Consider the following 16,374-nt stretch of genomic DNA (forward strand, 5'->3'; position numbering starts at 1 on the left):
GCGGGCCTCAGCCCTTGAGGAGGGCCCGCGCCGTTTCCAGGTCGGTGACAAAATGGGTTGCATAGCCACCCTTCAGCGTTGCGCGGATTGCCTCGAGCTTTGACAAACCGCCTGCCACGCAAAGCCGGCGTGGAATGGCGCGCAGTTCGTCGAGTTCGATCCCCATCATGCGCTTGTCGAATTCCCGCGTGATCTGATTGCCCTCCTCATCGAGGAACCGGCAGATCAGAACGGCTTTCGCACCGTCTTCACCGTAAGCGTCGATTTCCTCGTCCGTCGCGATGTCGGCAAAGCGGATGGTGCTTTCCGGACCAAGGCCGCCGAGCCCGAAAACGATCGTACGGGCTTGCCGGATCATGTCGAACTGGCGTTCGAGGGCAGGTTCCCGTCGCAGCGCCTGGCACAGGTCTGCGCTCGACAGAACTGCGGGTGCATTCAGGTTCATGCTGATCGCACCAAGCTTACGGGCCATGATTGCGGTGCAGAGTTCGGCGGAAAAGTCGCGCTTGCTGGTAGCGGCTCCTGTCACCTGAACCACCGTGACCCCGTCGACGTCGCTCATGGGTTTCAACGCGTCGGCAACCGCAAGAACAGTCTTGCCCCAGGAAACACAGAGGATCTCACCGGGGTCGATCATCCGCTCCAGCTGGCGCGCACCGGCTGCACCAAGGGTCAATAGCCGTGTCTGGGCATCCGCGCCGGGTTGATGCTGCACCACCAGCGTTTCGCTGAGGCCAAAGCGTTCGCATATCTCCCGTGAGAGATCGGAACGTGCCATGACGCCCGCATCCATGGCGATGCGAACGACACCCCGCTCTCGTGCTTCTTGAAGATAGTTCACGATGGTCGCGCGCGAGACACCGATGATGCCGGCAATGTCGCTCTGGTTGAGCGATTCTTCGTAATAGAGCCAGGCTGCCCAGACGACGACATCGTCAAACTCCGCAGGTACGCGGCGATTGACCTCTCGAGACGGTTCCATTGTCATGACCGCTCCCCCCTTTGTTGCCGATCTGAATTGCACGATTTCGGCCGATAGTCCAATCCGCCGATTAGTGAATCTGACTTTTGGTAACATTAAGTAACATTTGTCATTTTGTTGCAACAAAAGACGACAATGTTACGAATGTCTGGAGACAAGAATTGTCGAGAGGATCTCAGGCAAGCCGGACGTGGATTTTTCTGGACAGCATTCGGTCGACAAGCAGCGGGGGAACGGCGGAATTCACGACAACCGCGTCGTAGTCACGAAGATCGTTGCCACCGTAAAAGGCTTTCTTGTCGAACATACCATGGCTGGCAACCAGTATGATCCGCTTGGCCTTTTCCTGCATCGCATTCCGAACGGCCAGGTCTTCTTCTGTCTCGTAGAAGGTCTTTTCCTCGAAGATCGCATCCGCAGAGACAATCGCCGCATCCGCATCGATGTCGTTGATTTCGCGGATCGTTTGCGGACCGTGGAAACAGCCAGACCAGGATTTGAACGTCCCGCCGAGCCCGATGAGAGAAATATCGGGAAGCTCGCGGAAATCGTTCATCAGATCGAGGGAGTTGGTCACGATTGTGAGCGGCACCTTGCTGGCGAGGTGCCTGGCTGCGTGCCTCAGGATCGGGGAACCTGCGAGAAAAACGGTCTGGCCGGGCTGGATCAGATCCGCAGCGGCCGCTGCGATCGCCTGATAGTCGCCGGCGTCAGTTGCCGCGGTATCAGCCGGTTCAGCTAAACCAGCAGCACTGGTTCTGGAGGTGATCACACCGCGGGACTTCGAGACAAGCCCGTCCTCGACCAGCGTGTCGATATCGCGGTGGACCGTCATCAGGCTGATGCCGAAGCGTTTCGAAATCTCGTCGATGCGCGCACTCTGGCGGCTGTTGACGTAGTCGGCGATCAAACGCCTGCGCGCAATCTGGCGCGCCTGTCGGCTGTCGGTGGGAAGGTGGGGCCGGTTTCCGGGGGAATTGGTGTTGTCCGATGCCACGCTGTGTCGCTTCTGCTGCTGCTCGATCAGCTTCACTTAACGTCAAAGTCCGAATTTGGCAAAGTGGCAGCGTTGCGGTCCGGTTGCCCGGAAAAAAGCGGAGGCACCTTGTGATGCCTCCGTCAGGTGGGGAGGTATTATTGGGTCAGGGTGAAGGCTGCCGTGACCTTGTCGACGTTGTCGGCCGTGATCAGCACGCAATCGAAGAGCTGCTTTTCGCTTTCAGCGCCGGTGGAGCCGGTCTTGATGTACTTGTCGGCCTGGCGGATTGCTTCAGCGGAGAAGACAGCAACCGGCTGCAGTACTGTGTACTGAAGTTCGCCAGCACGGATGGCAGCAACAGCGTCCGGCGAACCGTCAAAGCCACCGACCTTCACCTGGTCAAGCTTGCCGGCTTCCTTCAAGGCGGCGATGGCGCCGAGAGCCATTTCATCGTTGCCGGAAATGACGCCGATGATGTCCGGATTGGCCTGAAGCATGGACTGCATCTTCTGATAGCCCTGGGTACGGTCCCAGTTGGCGACTTCCTGTGCTGCCTTTTCCAGATCCGGGTACTGGGTCAGCACGGTTTCGAAACCGTTGGAACGGGTCGCTGCGTTGTTGTCGGACGGCGCACCGAAAAGCTCGACGTATTTGCCCTCTTCACCAACGGCTTCCACCCACTGCTGCGCACCGATTGCAGCCCCCTGGGCGTTGTTGGAAACGAGCTGTGCCTGGGCAAGGCCTTCCTGGTTGATCTCAGCGTTGATGAGGAACACCGGAATGCCGGCGGCCACGGCCTTCTTCACCGCGCCAACAGAACCGTCTGCATTGGCCGGGTCGAGAATGATTGCCTTGGACTGGTTGGTGATCGCGGTGTCGATCAGGGTGCTTTCGGTGTTGGTGTCACCCTTATGGGCGCTGACCTGTGCCTCGTAACCGAGCTCTTCCGCAGTCGCCTTTGCCACATGGCCTTCGGTGTACCAGTAGGGGTTGGCCGGGTCGTTGACGATGATCGAGATCAGGCCGTCGGCAAGAGCCGGGCTTGCAATCATCGGCAGGACGGCGGCAGCAGCAAGCAGGGTCCGTCTGGTAAATTTCAACATCGAGTATTCCTCCCTTAGCGTGAATGGGGCTCGCCAATTGGCGGGTATTCCCGCTCCCTAAGTCCTCCGGGAGCGGCGAAATCTGTTCGAGGCAGTGGCTATTTCTTCCGCGCGCTGCCGTATTGGATGGAGTTCATCAGGACGGCGAGCACGATCACGGCACCGGTGAAGACGGTCTGCCAGTAGGACGAGACGCCGATGATCACGAGGCCGTCGGACAGGAAACCGATGACGAAGGCACCCAGCATGGTGCCTCGGACGGTGCCTCGGCCACCGGTCAGGGCTGCACCGCCGATCACCACAGCAGCAATTGCGGTCAGCTCGTAGGTCGTTCCCGCGGTCGGGCCAGCGGATGTCAGCTGGGACGAGAGAACTAGACCTGCGATGGCCGCAAGAATGCCGGAGAGCGTATAGACCGCAACTTGCACCTTCTTGACGGGGACGCCGGAAAGATCGGCCGCGTGGGCATTGCCGCCGGAAGCGTAGAGCCAGCGACCGAAGGCGGAACGGCTGAGCATCAGGCCGGCAACGATCGCAAGTGCCGCCAGCACCAGAACACTGATCGGCACGCCGAACAGACGGTTGAAACCAAGCCAGTCGAAACCGGTGTTTCCAAGCGAAGGGTCGCCGGACAGGTTGTTGTAGGTGAGGCCGTTGGTCATCAACAGGGCGATGCCGCGGGCGACATACATGACGCCGAGCGTTGCCACGAAAGCCGGAACGCGGAACCAGGCGATCAGGATCCCGTTGACCGCGCCAACCAGCGCCCCGACGACACAAGTAATGACGACCACCGCCCAGACCGGCGGATAGACGATGACGCCGAAGGCATCCAGAACGATGCCCTGCATCTGGAAGCCGGCAATGACACCGGACAGGGCCAGAATGGAGCCGACCGAAAGGTCGATGCCGCCGTTCAGGATCACCAGCAGCATGCCGATGGCCAGAATGCCGTAGATCGCCACATGCGAGGACATGATCAGGAAGTTCCCGACCGTGAAATAATGCGGCGACAGGAACGAGAAAACGGCAATGATCGCGATAAGGGCGAAGAAAGCGCGGCCTTCGAGAAGGAGCCGTCCTATATTGTGCTCGCGGGACTGGCGGTTCTTGGCGACCGGTTGCGTGTTGGCGCTCGTAACGCTCATGATCTGATCTCCGTCAGGCGACCACGGCTTCGCCGGAGGCGGCCATGATCTTTTCCTTGCTGATGGTTGAATCGAATTCCGCCGAGATCCGACCCCGGTGCATGACGATGATGCGGTGGGCGATGGACAGGCATTCGCCGACTTCCGAGGTCGAGTAGATGACGGCCAGACCTTCGCGGGCACGTTCGGCCAAGAGCCGGAACACTTCCGCCTTGGCGCCGATATCGATGCCGCGGCTTGGCTCGTCGAGCATGATCACCTTCGGCTCGGTGGCCAGGATCTTGCCGATCACGACCTTCTGCTGGTTGCCGCCAGACAGCGAGCCAATCGCCGCGTCCGGTCCGGAGGTTTTGACGGTGACCTTGCGGATGCTGGTTTCGATGAGATCGGATTCCAGCTTTCTGGACGTGAAGATGCCGCGCGTGAAATCCATGATGGAGGCAAGCGACAGGTTCTGGCCGACCGTCATTGTCTGGACGAGGCCGTCCTTCTGCCGATCCTCGGGAACAAGCGCGAGACCGTTGGCAATTCTCTGGCCGATAGAGAGGGGCGAGACATTGCCGCCGTTCAGGAGGATGTCTCCCGTCTCCTGCTTCAACCGCCCGGCGACGGTTTCCAGAAGTTCGGTGCGTCCGGCGCCCATCAATCCGTAGATGCAGACGATCTCGCCGGCTTTCACGTCAAGCGACAGGTCGTCGACCACGTTGTAATCCGCGCCTGACGGGTCGGCGACGGTCAGATTGCGAATGGAAAGGGCGGTTTCGCCAAAATCGTAACCGGTCGGTGGTGAGCCGAGATCATAGTTCTCGCCCACCATGTTGCGGACGATCCATTCCAGGTCGATATCGCTGCGTGGCGCATAGGCGGTCATCACGCCATCCCGCAGGACAACCGCGTGATCGGTGATCTGGAGCGCTTCTTCCAGGTGATGGGAAATATAGACGATGGAAACGCCGCGGCTTGTCAGATCGCGAATGACCTTGAACAGCACTTCCACTTCCGAGGCAGAAAGGGCAGAGGTTGGCTCGTCCATGATGAGGATGCGACTGTCATATGAAAGCGCACGGGCAATTTCGACGATTTGCTGCTGGCCGAGGCGCAGATCCTCAACCGGCGTCAGCGGGTCGATATCCTCTTCCAGCTCCACCATCAGCGCTCGCGTCTGGCGTTCTTCCTCCGCGAAGTCGACCCCCATCGGTCCGCGAATTTCACGGCCCATGAAGATGTTGTCCCGCACGGAAAGGTTCGGCGCCAGGCTCAGCTCCTGGTGGATGATGGAGATGCCTCTGTCCCGGGCTTCGGTGGCCGAGGCAAAGGTGATCGGTGCGCCATCCAGGATGATTTCACCCGTCGTCGGCGTCGTGATGCCGGACAGGATGCGCATCAAGGTCGACTTGCCGGCGCCGTTTTCACCGAAAAGGGTGGTGACCTGGCCACGATGAATGTCGAAGTTGACACCCTTCAGAGCCTGGATCGCACCGTAGGACTTGGCGACATTACGCGCGGCGAGCACGACTTCGTCTTCAACTGCGGCAACGGGATGGATCGCGTTCATCGAACGGTGACCTCCGTCGGTGTTACCAGCCAGTTCTTGGGATTGATCAGGCGGAACGCGCCGGTGACCTGAATGGTCTTGCCGGTGAGGGCGCTCGTGTCGAGGCCTTCAAGCACCACCTGCTTCATTGCCCGGTTGATGGCGGAAGCGGCGTTCTGATACTCGATCTGGTTCTTGAAATCGCCGAAGGCGATATCCCCCGGGACATCGCGAAGATCCGTGCCGTTGATGGCAGGACCCGTCTGGACGCGAACCCGGATTTCCGACGGCACACCGTCAATCGTGACGTTGTAAAGTCCCGACTTTCCTTCGCCGACGACACCTTCGAACTTCACCGGAATGATCGAACCGGTAGACGAAGCCGTGCCGTAGGTTTCGGCCAGCTTTGTTTTGTCGGAAAGCGCCAGGGCTCCGATCTCGCTAGCTTCGACGGCCTTCTGCGCAACGAAGTCGCGTATACGAGGGAAAGTGTCCACGCCATAGACGTCAGGTGAAAAAGCTTGTTGCCGAATGTCGCTCTCGGAGCCGACACGCACGACCTTGGTGTCCAGGACTATGGCGCCGGCCACTACAGCGGCGATCGCGACCGCGATCCACTTTCCATAGCTGGGCTTCACGAATGATGAGCCGCCGACTGCTGTTTCGACCTTGGCCATATCTTCCTCCGGCATGCAATTCTCGTTCGGCCGCGACAAGGCTTGCGGCCGGCATGTTCTTCTCGTGTCAGGAGCTGGATGAGTCGGACGCCCGTTAACCGCGCCCGTTCAGCACGTCCTTAGCGGCTATGCGCAACTGAATGCGCAAATGCCAGGTGCTGCGTGCGGCATTGATCCGCGATGCGCTTCCGGGCGGCCGTCATTTCTAACGTGAAAACCATTGTTCTCCTCCCAGTCCGCGCTTGCGCGGCTTTTTCGTTTGAGGGTCCCGTTCCTGCGAACGTTGCTCCCACCCTCGCACCGGGAGAAATGCCTACTGCATGCCTCCCAATGACAATCACCCTAGATGAAATAAATTACTTTGTCAGTAAAAAAATACATGCATATGAGATAATAGTGTTATATACAGACTGCAGAAGCTTCGTCCCGAACGGCGCATGCAGGGCTGTGCAAACAGTCAGGATCTGCGAGAGTCCGGTCAGTTGAAGCTTTCTGGGAGGAATGAAATGCAAGCCGAAATAGCGGCTCTTGAGCATGGCTTGGGCGGTGGACGCCATCATGCATAAGGGCGACATTCTTATCGGAATCGACTCCGGCACGTCCGTGGTGAAAGCGGTGGCGTTCGACCTTTCAGGCACCCAGATTGCGGTGGCTTCGGTCACGAATGCCTATGACACCGGCGCGGGAGGTGCCGCGACTCAGTGCATGAGCCGAACCTGGCAGGACTGTGTCACAGCCCTGAAACAGCTTGGTAATTTGGTCGATGGCCTGAGCGGGCGCACTGTCGCGATCGGCGTGACCGCGCAGGGAGATGGAACCTGGCTGGTGGGACGGGACAATGTTCCGGTCGGTGACGCCTGGCTTTGGCTTGATGCCCGTGCCGCACCGACTGTCAGCCGGCTGGAAGGAAATGCGTTAAACCGGGCCCGGTTCGAGGCAACGGGAACAGGGCTGAATACCTGTCAGCAAGGCGCCCAGCTTGCGCATATGGACCGGTTTGATCCGGCAAGCCTGGACCGTGCGGAAGTCGCGCTTCATTGCAAGGACTGGCTCTACCTGAACCTCACGGGCGTCCGGGCAACGGACCCGTCCGAGGCTAGTTTCACCTTCGGCAACTTCCGGACCCGGCAATATAACGATGTGGCTATCGAAGCACTCGGCCTCAGGCACCGGCGGCATCTGCTGCCGGAGATCGTCGAGGGAACGGAAACGACCCACGGGCTGAGCGATGCGGCCGCGCAGGCGACTGGCCTTCGGGTGGGGACACCGGTTTCGCTCGGCTACGTCGACATGGTGATGACGGCACTAGGCGCCGGTGTCTACACGGGTGAAGCGGATGCCGCCTGTTCGACGATTGGCTCCACCGGTGTGCACATGCATGCCAAGCCAGCCGAAGAAGTGCACCTCAATGCTGAAGGCACAGGTTATGTGATTGCGTTGCCGGTGCCGGGCATCGTTACCCAGGTGCAGACCAACATGGCGGCCACGCTCAATCTTGATTGGGTTCTCAACATTGCCGCGGACGTGATGCGCGGCATGGGACAGGATGTCTCTCACCGCGATCTGGTGTCCCACATCGAGGGCTGGCTTGCCGCCGGCAAGCCGGGCGCCATCCTCTATCACCCCTACATCTCTGAAGCTGGCGAACGTGGCCCCTTCGTCAATGCCAACGCCCGCGCCGGATTTACCGGGCTTTCCGCCGCAAATGGCTACGCGGATCTGGTGCGTGCGGTGGCGGAAGGTCTCGGTATGGCCGCCCGTGATTGCTACGCCGCAATGGGAGCACTTCCTTCCGAACTTCGGTTGACCGGAGGCGCGGCACGCTCCCCGGCACTGCGCCAGATACTGGCAGCCGCGGTGAACGCACCGGTTCGCGTCTCGGCGCGGGACGAGGCCGGAGCGGCGGGTGCTGCAATGATGGCGGCGGTTGCTACCGGCGTTTATCCGGACATGCGCAGCTGCATCAGCGAGTGGGTCACGCCCTTGCTTGGACAGGCGGAAGCACCCGATCCCGGCCTTGTCCGGTCCTACGAGGCTATTTTCCCGGTCTTTGCAGGTCTTCGCAGGGATCTTGCAGGCACATGGGACCTGCTCGCGAAACTGCACACCGAAAGCCGCGACGAGACGGAACCTGCCAGCAGTGTCACCACAGGAGCATGAAATGACGAGCGAAACGCAGACGATCGATCTTTTGGTGATTGGTGGCGGCATCAATGGCGCCGGCATTGCGCGCGACGCTGCCGGCCGGGGATTGTCCGTCTGGCTCTGCGAAAAGGACGACCTTGCGCAAGGAACGTCATCCCGGTCAGGCAAGCTGGTTCACGGTGGTCTGCGCTATCTGGAATATTATGAATTCCGTCTGGTGCGGGAAGCCCTGATCGAGCGGGAAGTGCTCATGAATTCCGCCAGCCATATCATCTGGCCCATGCGCTTCGTGCTGCCTCACAGCCCGGCGGACCGCCCGGCCTGGCTCGTGCGTCTCGGCTTGTTTCTCTACGATCACCTGGGAGGCCGCAAGAAGCTGCCGGGCACCCGGACGCTCGATCTGCACAGGGATCCGGAAGGTGCGCCGATCCTCGACAGTTACAAGCGCGGTTTCGAATATTCCGACTGCTGGGTCGACGATGCCCGCCTTGTTGTCATCAACGCATTGGATGCCTTCGAGAAAGGGGCTCGGGTTCTCACGCGTACGGCTGTTGCCAGCGCACGCCGCGACAACGGCGTCTGGCTGGCAACATTGCGCAACAGCGAGACCGGCGAAACGTCAACAGTTCGAGCCAGATGCATCGTCAATGCGGCAGGTCCCTGGGTATCCGATGTCATCTTGAACGTAGCCGGATCGAACTCCAGCCGGAACGTGCGGCTGGTCAAGGGAAGCCATATCGTTGTGCCGAAGTTCTGGCAGGGGCAACAGGCCTATCTGGTCCAGAACGACGACAAACGGGTGATCTTCATAAACCCCTATGAGGGCGACAAGGCCCTGATCGGAACCACGGATATCGCTTATGAAGGCCGCGCCGAGGACGTGCAGGCCGAGGAATTCGAGATCGAATATCTGATCAAGGCCGTGAACAGGTACTTCAAGGCAAAGCTGCGCCGGTCGGATGTCCTGACCTCCTTCTCGGGTGTGCGTCCATTGTTCGACGACGGCAAGGGCAATCCGTCCGCGGTGACGCGCGACTATGTGTTCGATCTCGACATGACGGACAATGTCCCGCTTCTGAATGTCTTTGGCGGCAAGATCACGACTTTCCGCGAGCTGGCCGAGCGGGCGATGCATAAGCTTGACCGGATCTTCCCGCAGATGGGCGGCGACTGGACGGAAACCGCCACGTTGCCTGGCGGCGAAATTCCGAATGCGGATTTCGAAAGCTTTTCGGAAACGATGCGGGAGGCTTATCCGTGGATGCCGCGCGCCCTTTTGAAACACTACGGGCGCTGCTACGGGGCAAGAACCAGCCGGATAGTCGGCTCGGCCACCGCACTGGACGGGCTTGGGAGGCACTTCGGCGCGCAACTCTATGAGGCCGAGGTGCGCCATCTCGTCAACGAGGAATGGGCGCAGACCGCCGATGACATCCTGACCCGGCGAACCAAACACGGCTTGCACCTGAGTGCGGATGAAAAAGCGGCCTTTTCAAGCTGGTTCAACGCCGAATACGCCGCACGTGCCGCCTGATATCCGGCTCGGACGCCTGCCATTTCCCCGACGACTGGACACTTCATGCCCCTGACGCTTTCGCTCAACACAAACCCGCTGGTCAATCGCTACGCGGATCCCGCGGATCTGATCGAGACGGTCGCTCACGACCTGAAGATCCGCGACCTGCAGTTGACGCACGAGTTCATCAACCCCAGCTGGCCGGCGCCCCTTATCCGGCGGTTGACGCGCGAAATGTCGGCGTCACTTGCCAGGACAGGTGTGCGGGTGACCAGCGGTATGACGGGCCCCTACGGCCGTCTCAATCATTTCGGTCATCCAGATGCCGATGTGCGGCGTTATTATGTAGACTGGTTCAAGACCTTCGCCGACATCATCGGCGATCTCGGAGGCGTTTCCGTCGGCACCCAGTTCGCGATTTTCACCTACAAGGATTACGACGATCCGGTCCGGCGGGACGACCTGATCAGGATCGCCATCGATTGCTGGGCGGAGGTTGCCGAACACGCGAAGGGGGCGGGTCTGGAATATGTTTTCTGGGAGCCGATGAGCATTGGCCGGGAATTCGGTGAGACCATAGCGACCTGCCTTGCGCTTCAGGAGCGAATTTCGGCCACGCCGATGGCCGTTCCGATGTGGATGATGGCCGATATCGACCACGGTGACGTGACCAGCTCAAATCCGGACGATTTCAACCCCTTTGCCTGGGCCGAAGCCGTTCCACGGGTATCGCCGATCATTCACATCAAGCAGAGCCTTCTGGACAAGAGCGGCCATCGGCCCTTTACAGCGGAATTCAACGCCCGTGGCCAGATCCATCCGGAGCCGCTCCTGGAAGCTTTGGCGAAAGGCGGCGCCGAGGACAATGAGATCTGCCTGGAACTCAGCTTCAAGGAGCGCGAGCCAAATGACCGGCAGGTCATTCCGCAGATCGCCGAGAGTGTTGCCTTCTGGGCACCTCATATCGATACGGGCCAGCAGGATCTCAACATCTAGCTGATCGCGTCTTCGGCTATTTGCCAACGGGCTTGCGGTAGCAAGGCCCCGATATCTAAGCTATTGAAATCAGGTGACCGTCGCGGCTCGGCTGGCGGCGGCAAGCGGCATTGCGAATTATTGGGAAGGTACGCAAGGTGAGGGATATCGACCCGGAGGAATCGCTCGCGACGCGGGCTGCCTGGCTGCATTACGCCGGTGGACTGACACAGGCGGCCGTGGCAAAGCGGCTCGGGGTTGCCTCGGTCAAGGCGCACCGGCTGATCGCAAAGGCGGCTGCCGAAGGGGTGGTGAAGGTCTCCATTGATGGTGCGATCATCGAATGCGTCGAGTTGGAGGACAGCCTCTGCGACCGGTTTGGCCTCGAATTCTGTGATGTCGCACCGGATCTGGGCGAGCCCGGCATGCCGCTGCGGGCTCTGGGCCAGGCCGGTGCGGATTTCATCCGCCGGGAAATCGAGCGCAAGGAGCACAAGGTCATTGGCCTTGGCCATGGCAGGACGCTTTCCAACGCTGTTCGTCTGATGAGCCGCATGGATGCAGGCGGTGTCCAGTTCGTGTCCCTGCTCGGCGGATTGACCCGCAACTTTTCCGCCAATCCGTACGACGTCATGCATCGCCTTGCCGAAAAGACGGCGGCGAGCGCTTTTGTCATGCCGGTGCCCTTCTTTGCCAATTCGTCGGAAGACCGGGAGGTGTTGCTCGCGCAGCGCGGGGTTCAGGACGTGTTCGACATGGCAAACGCAGCCGATATCAAGCTCGTCGGGATTGGCACCGTAGCGCCGCAGGCGCAACTGGTCTCGTCCGGCATGATCGAACTCAGTGAGATCCAGGAAATCAAGGCCGGTGGCGGTGTCGGTGAAATGCTCGGCCACTTCTTCGATGCCAGTGGACGGACACTGGAAACGACCCTGACCGCCCGCACGCTTGCGGCCACGCTGGACGAACGGGCCGACAGTCAGATCATCGCGATTGCAGGTGGCCCTGAAAAGATTGAGGCCATTCGCGCCATCTTGCGCAGCGGACGCCTGCGTGGCCTCATCACCGACGAGACCACCGCGCATGCCCTGACCGGAGCGTGACCGGTCAGGATGCGCAGACGGCTTGATCAGCCGGCCAGAGACTTCGCCTTGCGGGCAATCCCCTCTTTCGTAATGCCGAATTCCTCGTAGAGACGTTCGGCCGGCGCAGAAGCTCCGAAACCACTCAGGCCGATGACATTGTCTTCACTGCCGACATAACGGGCCCAGCCAAGTTTTCCCGCGGCCTCGATGGCGATGCGCGGGGCGGTGCCGAGAACTTCGGCGCGGTAGGCGTCCGGCTGGGCGTCGAACAGTTCCCACGACGGCATCGATACGACCGCAACGGCCAGTCCATCGGTTGCCAGGCCCTCTGCTGCCTCGACCGCCAGTGCGACTTCGGTTCCGGTCGCGATCAGCGTGATGTCGCGGCCCTCTCCGAACTGGCGGATGACATAGGCACCGCGTGCCGTCAGGTTTTCCTCTGTCCGCTCCAGGCGCAGTTGCGGGACAGCCTGACGGGAAAGGGCCAGAAGGCTCGGCGCATTCATGGAGCGAATGGCACAGTCCCAGGCTTCCAGCGTTTCAACCGTGTCTGCCGGTCGGAACACCGTCAGGTTGGGGATTGCCCTCAGCGAGAGGAGGTGTTCGACCGGCTGATGGGTTGGGCCGTCTTCGCCAAGACCGATGGAATCATGTGTCATGACATAGATGGAGCGCAGCCCCATCAGGGCCGAGAGGCGAATGGCGTTCCTTGCATAGTCGGAAAAGACAAGGAAAGTGCCGCCGTAGGGCAGAAAGCCGCCATGCAGCGCGAGGCCGTTCATGGCTGCCGCCATGGCAAATTCGCGAACTCCGTAACCGATGTATCGACCGGACGCTTCGCGCGAAAACTGGCTGTTGACCGCAGGAACGCGGGTCAGGTTCGATCCGGTCAGATCGGCTGATCCCCCGATCATTTCCGGCAAGGCCGGGGCAAGGGCTTCCAGGGCCATCTGGCTTGCCTTGCGGGTGGCAGCGGACCTGGGCTCTGAAAAGAGGCTGTCGCGCGCACTGGAGACTGCTGCCTCATAGCCTGCCGGCAAGGTGCCGCTCACGCGTCTTTCGAATTCGCGGCGCTTGTCTTCAGGCGCACCTGCCAGCCGGCCTTCCCAGGCCTCGCGGCTGTCCTGGCCACGTGTACCGATCTTCTTCCAGCTGCCGGCGAGATCATCCGGAATGGTGAAAGCAGGAGCCGTCCATCCGAGAGCTTTCTTGGTCGCGTCCGCTTCGTCCTTGCCAAGCGCCGCGCCATGTACACCGGCGGTGCCTGACTTGTTGGGGGAGCCAAAGCCGATCACGGTCTTCAGGGCGATCATCGAGGGTTTGTCGGTGGCTGCCTTGGCTGCGGTCAGTGCGGCGTCGACTGCAGAACCGTCATGTCCGTCGCACGTTTGAACATGCCAGCCACAGGCAGCGAAGCGGGTGGGAACATCCTCGGAAAAGGAAACGCTGGTTGGGCCGTCGATGGTGATGGAATTGTCGTCGTAGAGAACGATCAGTTTGCCAAGGCCCAGATGACCTGCAAGGCTGATCGCTTCCTGACCAATGCCTTCCTGAAGGCAGCCGTCACCGACGATCACATACGTATTGTGATTTACGAGATCATCACCGAACTCATCTGCAAGACGCCGTTCGGCCAGGGCCATGCCGACGGCGGTCGCAATGCCCTGGCCAAGAGGGCCGGTGGTGGTTTCGACGCCTTTGGCGTGACCATGCTCGGGATGACCTGCGGTTATCGAGCCCCACTGCCGGAAATTTCGGATCTCCTCGATCGTCATGTCTTCATAGCCGCACAGGTGCAGCAGGCTGTAGAGGAGCATGGAGGCATGACCGTTTGACAGCACAAAACGGTCCCTGTCCGGCCAGTCCGGTGTTTTCGCGTCAAACTTCAGGTGTTTGCGGAACAGCACGGTCGCTGCATCCGCGAGACCCATGGGCGCTCCCGGATGTCCGGAAGCGGCTGCCTCAACGGCATCTATGGACAACGCCCGAATACAGTTGGCGAGTTTGAAATTTTCCGGGTCCAGGGCTGCTTTCGACGATAGAAATGTGTCTGTAGTCATGAGGTCCTCCTCTGCGCTTACGGCATAGGCGTAGCGGAGGATGTCACAAAAATAAATCACAAAATCACAAAATAACTTTGATTTTGTGATTTTGTGATGTTAGGTATCAAGCATCCGGTGAACGCCGGACGAGGAGGATTTGCGTGAAACGCGAAGAACGAAGACAGGCGATCATGGATCTGCTCGTGGAGCACAGGGAAGTCGATCTCGACGACCTTGCGGAGCGATTTGCCGTCTCGAAAATGACAATTCACCGGGATCTGGACGAGCTCGAACAGGCCGGCGTGCTGCGCAAGGTGCGCGGGGGTGCCACTGCGGATTCAGGAACGCAGTTCGAAAGCGACTTCCGCATCCGGGCCCGCCAGGACGCGGCCGCGAAGGAGCGGATGGCCCGTGCGGCGCTCGAGCTGATCGAACCAGGCATGACCGTGATGATCAACGACGGTTCGATGGCCGCAGTGCTCGGCTCAATGCTGCCGGAAAAGCGGCCGCTGACGGTCATCACCAACAACGCCGCCATTCTCGATGGTTTGCGGGATGAGCCCGGCATCACCCTCTTGGGCCTCGGCGGCGTCTATTCGGCCAAGTTCAACGGCTTTTTCGGCGTCGTTACCGAAGCGGCGCTGTCGCAGTTGCGCGCGGATATCGCTTTCGTGTCGACCCCGGCCGTAGCGGACCTGAAGGCCTTTCACATGGACGACAACGTCGTTCGTTCCAAGCAAAAGATGATGGGTGCTGCGTCTCGGCGCTGCCTGCTCGTCAATCACACGCGTTTCGGACGCACCGCACTTCATACCCTTGCCGATCTGGATCGGTTCGACTGGATCATCACGGATGACCAGCCGGCCGGAGATGCGGCGAAGGAAATCGAGGCTGCGGGGCTCAAGCTGATGATCGCAAAGGACTGAGCGAATGGCTGCCCTCACCGGAAAATGGGTCGGTACGAGCTGGAAAATGAACAAGCTGCTGGCAGATGCCAGACGGTTTGCGGACGGGCTTGTCACGTCCGACGCGGATCGTGATCCCCGGATCCAGCGGTTTGTCATCCCTCCCTTCACCGCGGTGCGCGAAGTGAAGGCGATGCTCGCAGGCACATCGGTGAAGGTCGGCGCGCAGAACATGCACTGGGAAGATGCAGGGGCGTGGACGGGAGAAGTCTCGCCGCTCATGCTGACCGATTGCGGTCTCGACATTGTCGAACTTGGGCATTCCGAACGGCGCAGTTTTTTCGGTGAAACCGATGAGACCGTCGGCCTGAAGACCGAAGCGGCCGTGCGTCACGGGCTCGTTCCGTTGATCTGCATCGGTGAAACGCTGGCGGAAAAAGAGGCCGGACAGGCACAGGCGGTGCTTGAGGCGCAGGTTCGCGCGGCTCTTGGCAATCTGTCCAATGGGCAGAAACAGGCCGAGATCCTGCTTGCCTATGAACCGGTCTGGGCAATCGGCGTCAATGGTGTGCCGGCAACGTCGGGCTATGCCGACGCCCGCCAGGCGGAGATCATTGCCGTTGCCGAGGACGTTCTCAACCGGCGTATCCCCTGCCTCTATGGCGGGTCGGTCAATCCCGGAAACTGCGAAGAGCTCATTTCCTGTCCTCATGTGGACGGGCTGTTCATCGGACGATCAGCCTGGGAAGTCGAGGGTTACCTCGACATTCTCGCCAGGTGCTCGTCGAAACTCGGAGAGGTTTGACATGAAACTTGCAATTGCGGGCGACAGTGCAGGCGAAGGCCTTGCGAAACTGCTGGCGGACTACCTGAAGGATCGTTTCGAGGTCGACGAGATCTCCAGAACGCCCGAAGGGCCAGATGCGTTTTACGCCAATCTGTCCGAGCGTGTTGCCAGCCAGGTGATCTCCGGTGCCTACGACCGGGCGATCCTGGTGTGCGGAACCGGTATCGGTGTGTGCATTGCCGCCAACAAGGTGCCGGGCATTCGCGCCGCACTGACACACGACACCTACTCCGCCGAGCGGGCAGCCCTTTCCAACAATGCCCAGATCATCACCATGGGCGCGCGTGTGGTTGGCCCCGAACTCGCCAAATCCATCGCCGACGCCTTCCTGAAGGAAACATTCGACGTCAACGGCCGCTCTGCTAGCAATGTTGAAGCGATCAATGCCGTTGATTCGAAGTATCATGCGGTCTGATCGAAATTGCTGACCTGAGGA

General features: G+C 60.3%; 14 protein-coding genes. 7 read left to right on the top strand and 7 right to left on the bottom strand.

Annotation, left to right across the window (positions count from 1 at the left end; all coding sequences use genetic code 11):
- Positions 1–7: 7 nt before the first annotated feature.
- The 6 genes from FIU93_RS29085 to FIU93_RS29110 all read right to left on the bottom strand — a co-directional run bounded on the left by FIU93_RS29085 (position 8) and on the right by FIU93_RS29110 (position 6,438).
- Positions 8–988, bottom strand: a complete 981-nt coding sequence (locus FIU93_RS29085; protein ID WP_023014444.1) for a sugar-binding transcriptional regulator — start codon at positions 986–988, stop codon at positions 8–10.
- A 169-nt stretch (positions 989–1,157) separates the two neighbouring features.
- Positions 1,158–2,015, bottom strand: coding sequence for a DeoR/GlpR family DNA-binding transcription regulator (locus tag FIU93_RS29090; RefSeq protein WP_152507839.1), 858 nt, complete (start codon positions 2,013–2,015; stop codon positions 1,158–1,160).
- A gap of 101 nt (positions 2,016–2,116) precedes the next feature.
- Positions 2,117–3,064, bottom strand: a complete 948-nt coding sequence (locus FIU93_RS29095) for a D-ribose ABC transporter substrate-binding protein (protein WP_023001437.1) — start codon at positions 3,062–3,064, stop codon at positions 2,117–2,119.
- Positions 3,065–3,162: 98 nt separating this feature from the next.
- Positions 3,163–4,212, bottom strand: coding sequence for an ABC transporter permease (locus tag FIU93_RS29100; RefSeq protein ID WP_075281775.1), 1,050 nt, complete (start codon positions 4,210–4,212; stop codon positions 3,163–3,165).
- A 13-nt stretch (positions 4,213–4,225) separates the two neighbouring features.
- Positions 4,226–5,767, bottom strand: coding sequence for a sugar ABC transporter ATP-binding protein (locus tag FIU93_RS29105; RefSeq protein WP_152507840.1), 1,542 nt, complete (start codon positions 5,765–5,767; stop codon positions 4,226–4,228).
- Positions 5,764–6,438 (bottom strand): DUF2291 domain-containing protein, encoded by a 675-nt coding sequence (locus tag FIU93_RS29110; protein WP_286202470.1) that lies wholly within the window; start codon positions 6,436–6,438, stop codon positions 5,764–5,766. Before FIU93_RS29110 ends, FIU93_RS29105 begins: the two co-directional genes overlap by 4 nt.
- Positions 6,439–6,978: 540 nt before the next feature.
- Here FIU93_RS29110 and FIU93_RS29115 point away from each other — a divergent pair.
- The 4 genes from FIU93_RS29115 (at position 6,979) to FIU93_RS29130 (ending at position 12,162) form a co-directional block, all read left to right on the top strand.
- Positions 6,979–8,583: an FGGY-family carbohydrate kinase gene (locus FIU93_RS29115; RefSeq protein ID WP_353621969.1), complete on the top strand. Its 1,605-nt coding sequence runs from the start codon at positions 6,979–6,981 to the stop codon at positions 8,581–8,583.
- Position 8,584: 1 nt separating this feature from the next.
- Positions 8,585–10,102: a glycerol-3-phosphate dehydrogenase gene (locus tag FIU93_RS29120; RefSeq protein ID WP_152507842.1), complete on the top strand. Its 1,518-nt coding sequence runs from the start codon at positions 8,585–8,587 to the stop codon at positions 10,100–10,102.
- Between the two features lie 45 nt (positions 10,103–10,147).
- Complete coding sequence (locus FIU93_RS29125; RefSeq protein WP_152507843.1) at positions 10,148–11,080, top strand: TIM barrel protein; 933 nt, start codon at positions 10,148–10,150, stop codon at positions 11,078–11,080.
- Between the two features lie 146 nt (positions 11,081–11,226).
- On the top strand, positions 11,227–12,162 hold the full coding sequence (locus tag FIU93_RS29130; protein ID WP_152508001.1) for a sugar-binding transcriptional regulator: 936 nt from the start codon (positions 11,227–11,229) through the stop codon (positions 12,160–12,162).
- 26 nt (positions 12,163–12,188) lie between these two features.
- Here the strand turns inward: FIU93_RS29130 and tkt are convergent, their stop codons facing one another.
- The gene (tkt, locus tag FIU93_RS29135; RefSeq protein ID WP_152507844.1) at positions 12,189–14,204 is read right to left on the bottom strand and encodes a transketolase; all 2,016 of its coding nucleotides are present in this window, start codon (positions 14,202–14,204) and stop codon (positions 12,189–12,191) included.
- A gap of 143 nt (positions 14,205–14,347) precedes the next feature.
- Between tkt and FIU93_RS29140 the strand changes: the two genes are divergently transcribed.
- Genes FIU93_RS29140 through FIU93_RS29150 form a run of 3 tightly spaced genes read left to right on the top strand, consistent with a single transcriptional unit; the run spans position 14,348 to position 16,353 of the window.
- Positions 14,348–15,112, top strand: a complete 765-nt coding sequence (locus FIU93_RS29140; protein WP_031269510.1) for a DeoR/GlpR family DNA-binding transcription regulator — start codon at positions 14,348–14,350, stop codon at positions 15,110–15,112.
- A 4-nt stretch (positions 15,113–15,116) separates the two neighbouring features.
- Positions 15,117–15,896, top strand: coding sequence for a triose-phosphate isomerase (locus tag FIU93_RS29145; RefSeq protein WP_152507845.1), 780 nt, complete (start codon positions 15,117–15,119; stop codon positions 15,894–15,896).
- 1 nt (position 15,897) lies between these two features.
- Positions 15,898–16,353: an RpiB/LacA/LacB family sugar-phosphate isomerase gene (locus FIU93_RS29150; RefSeq protein WP_152507846.1), complete on the top strand. Its 456-nt coding sequence runs from the start codon at positions 15,898–15,900 to the stop codon at positions 16,351–16,353.
- Positions 16,354–16,374: the final 21 nt, after the last annotated feature.

Origin of the sequence: Labrenzia sp. THAF35 (assembly GCF_009363595.1) — a bacterium.
Classification (GTDB): Bacteria; Pseudomonadota; Alphaproteobacteria; order Rhizobiales; family Stappiaceae; genus Roseibium; species Roseibium algicola.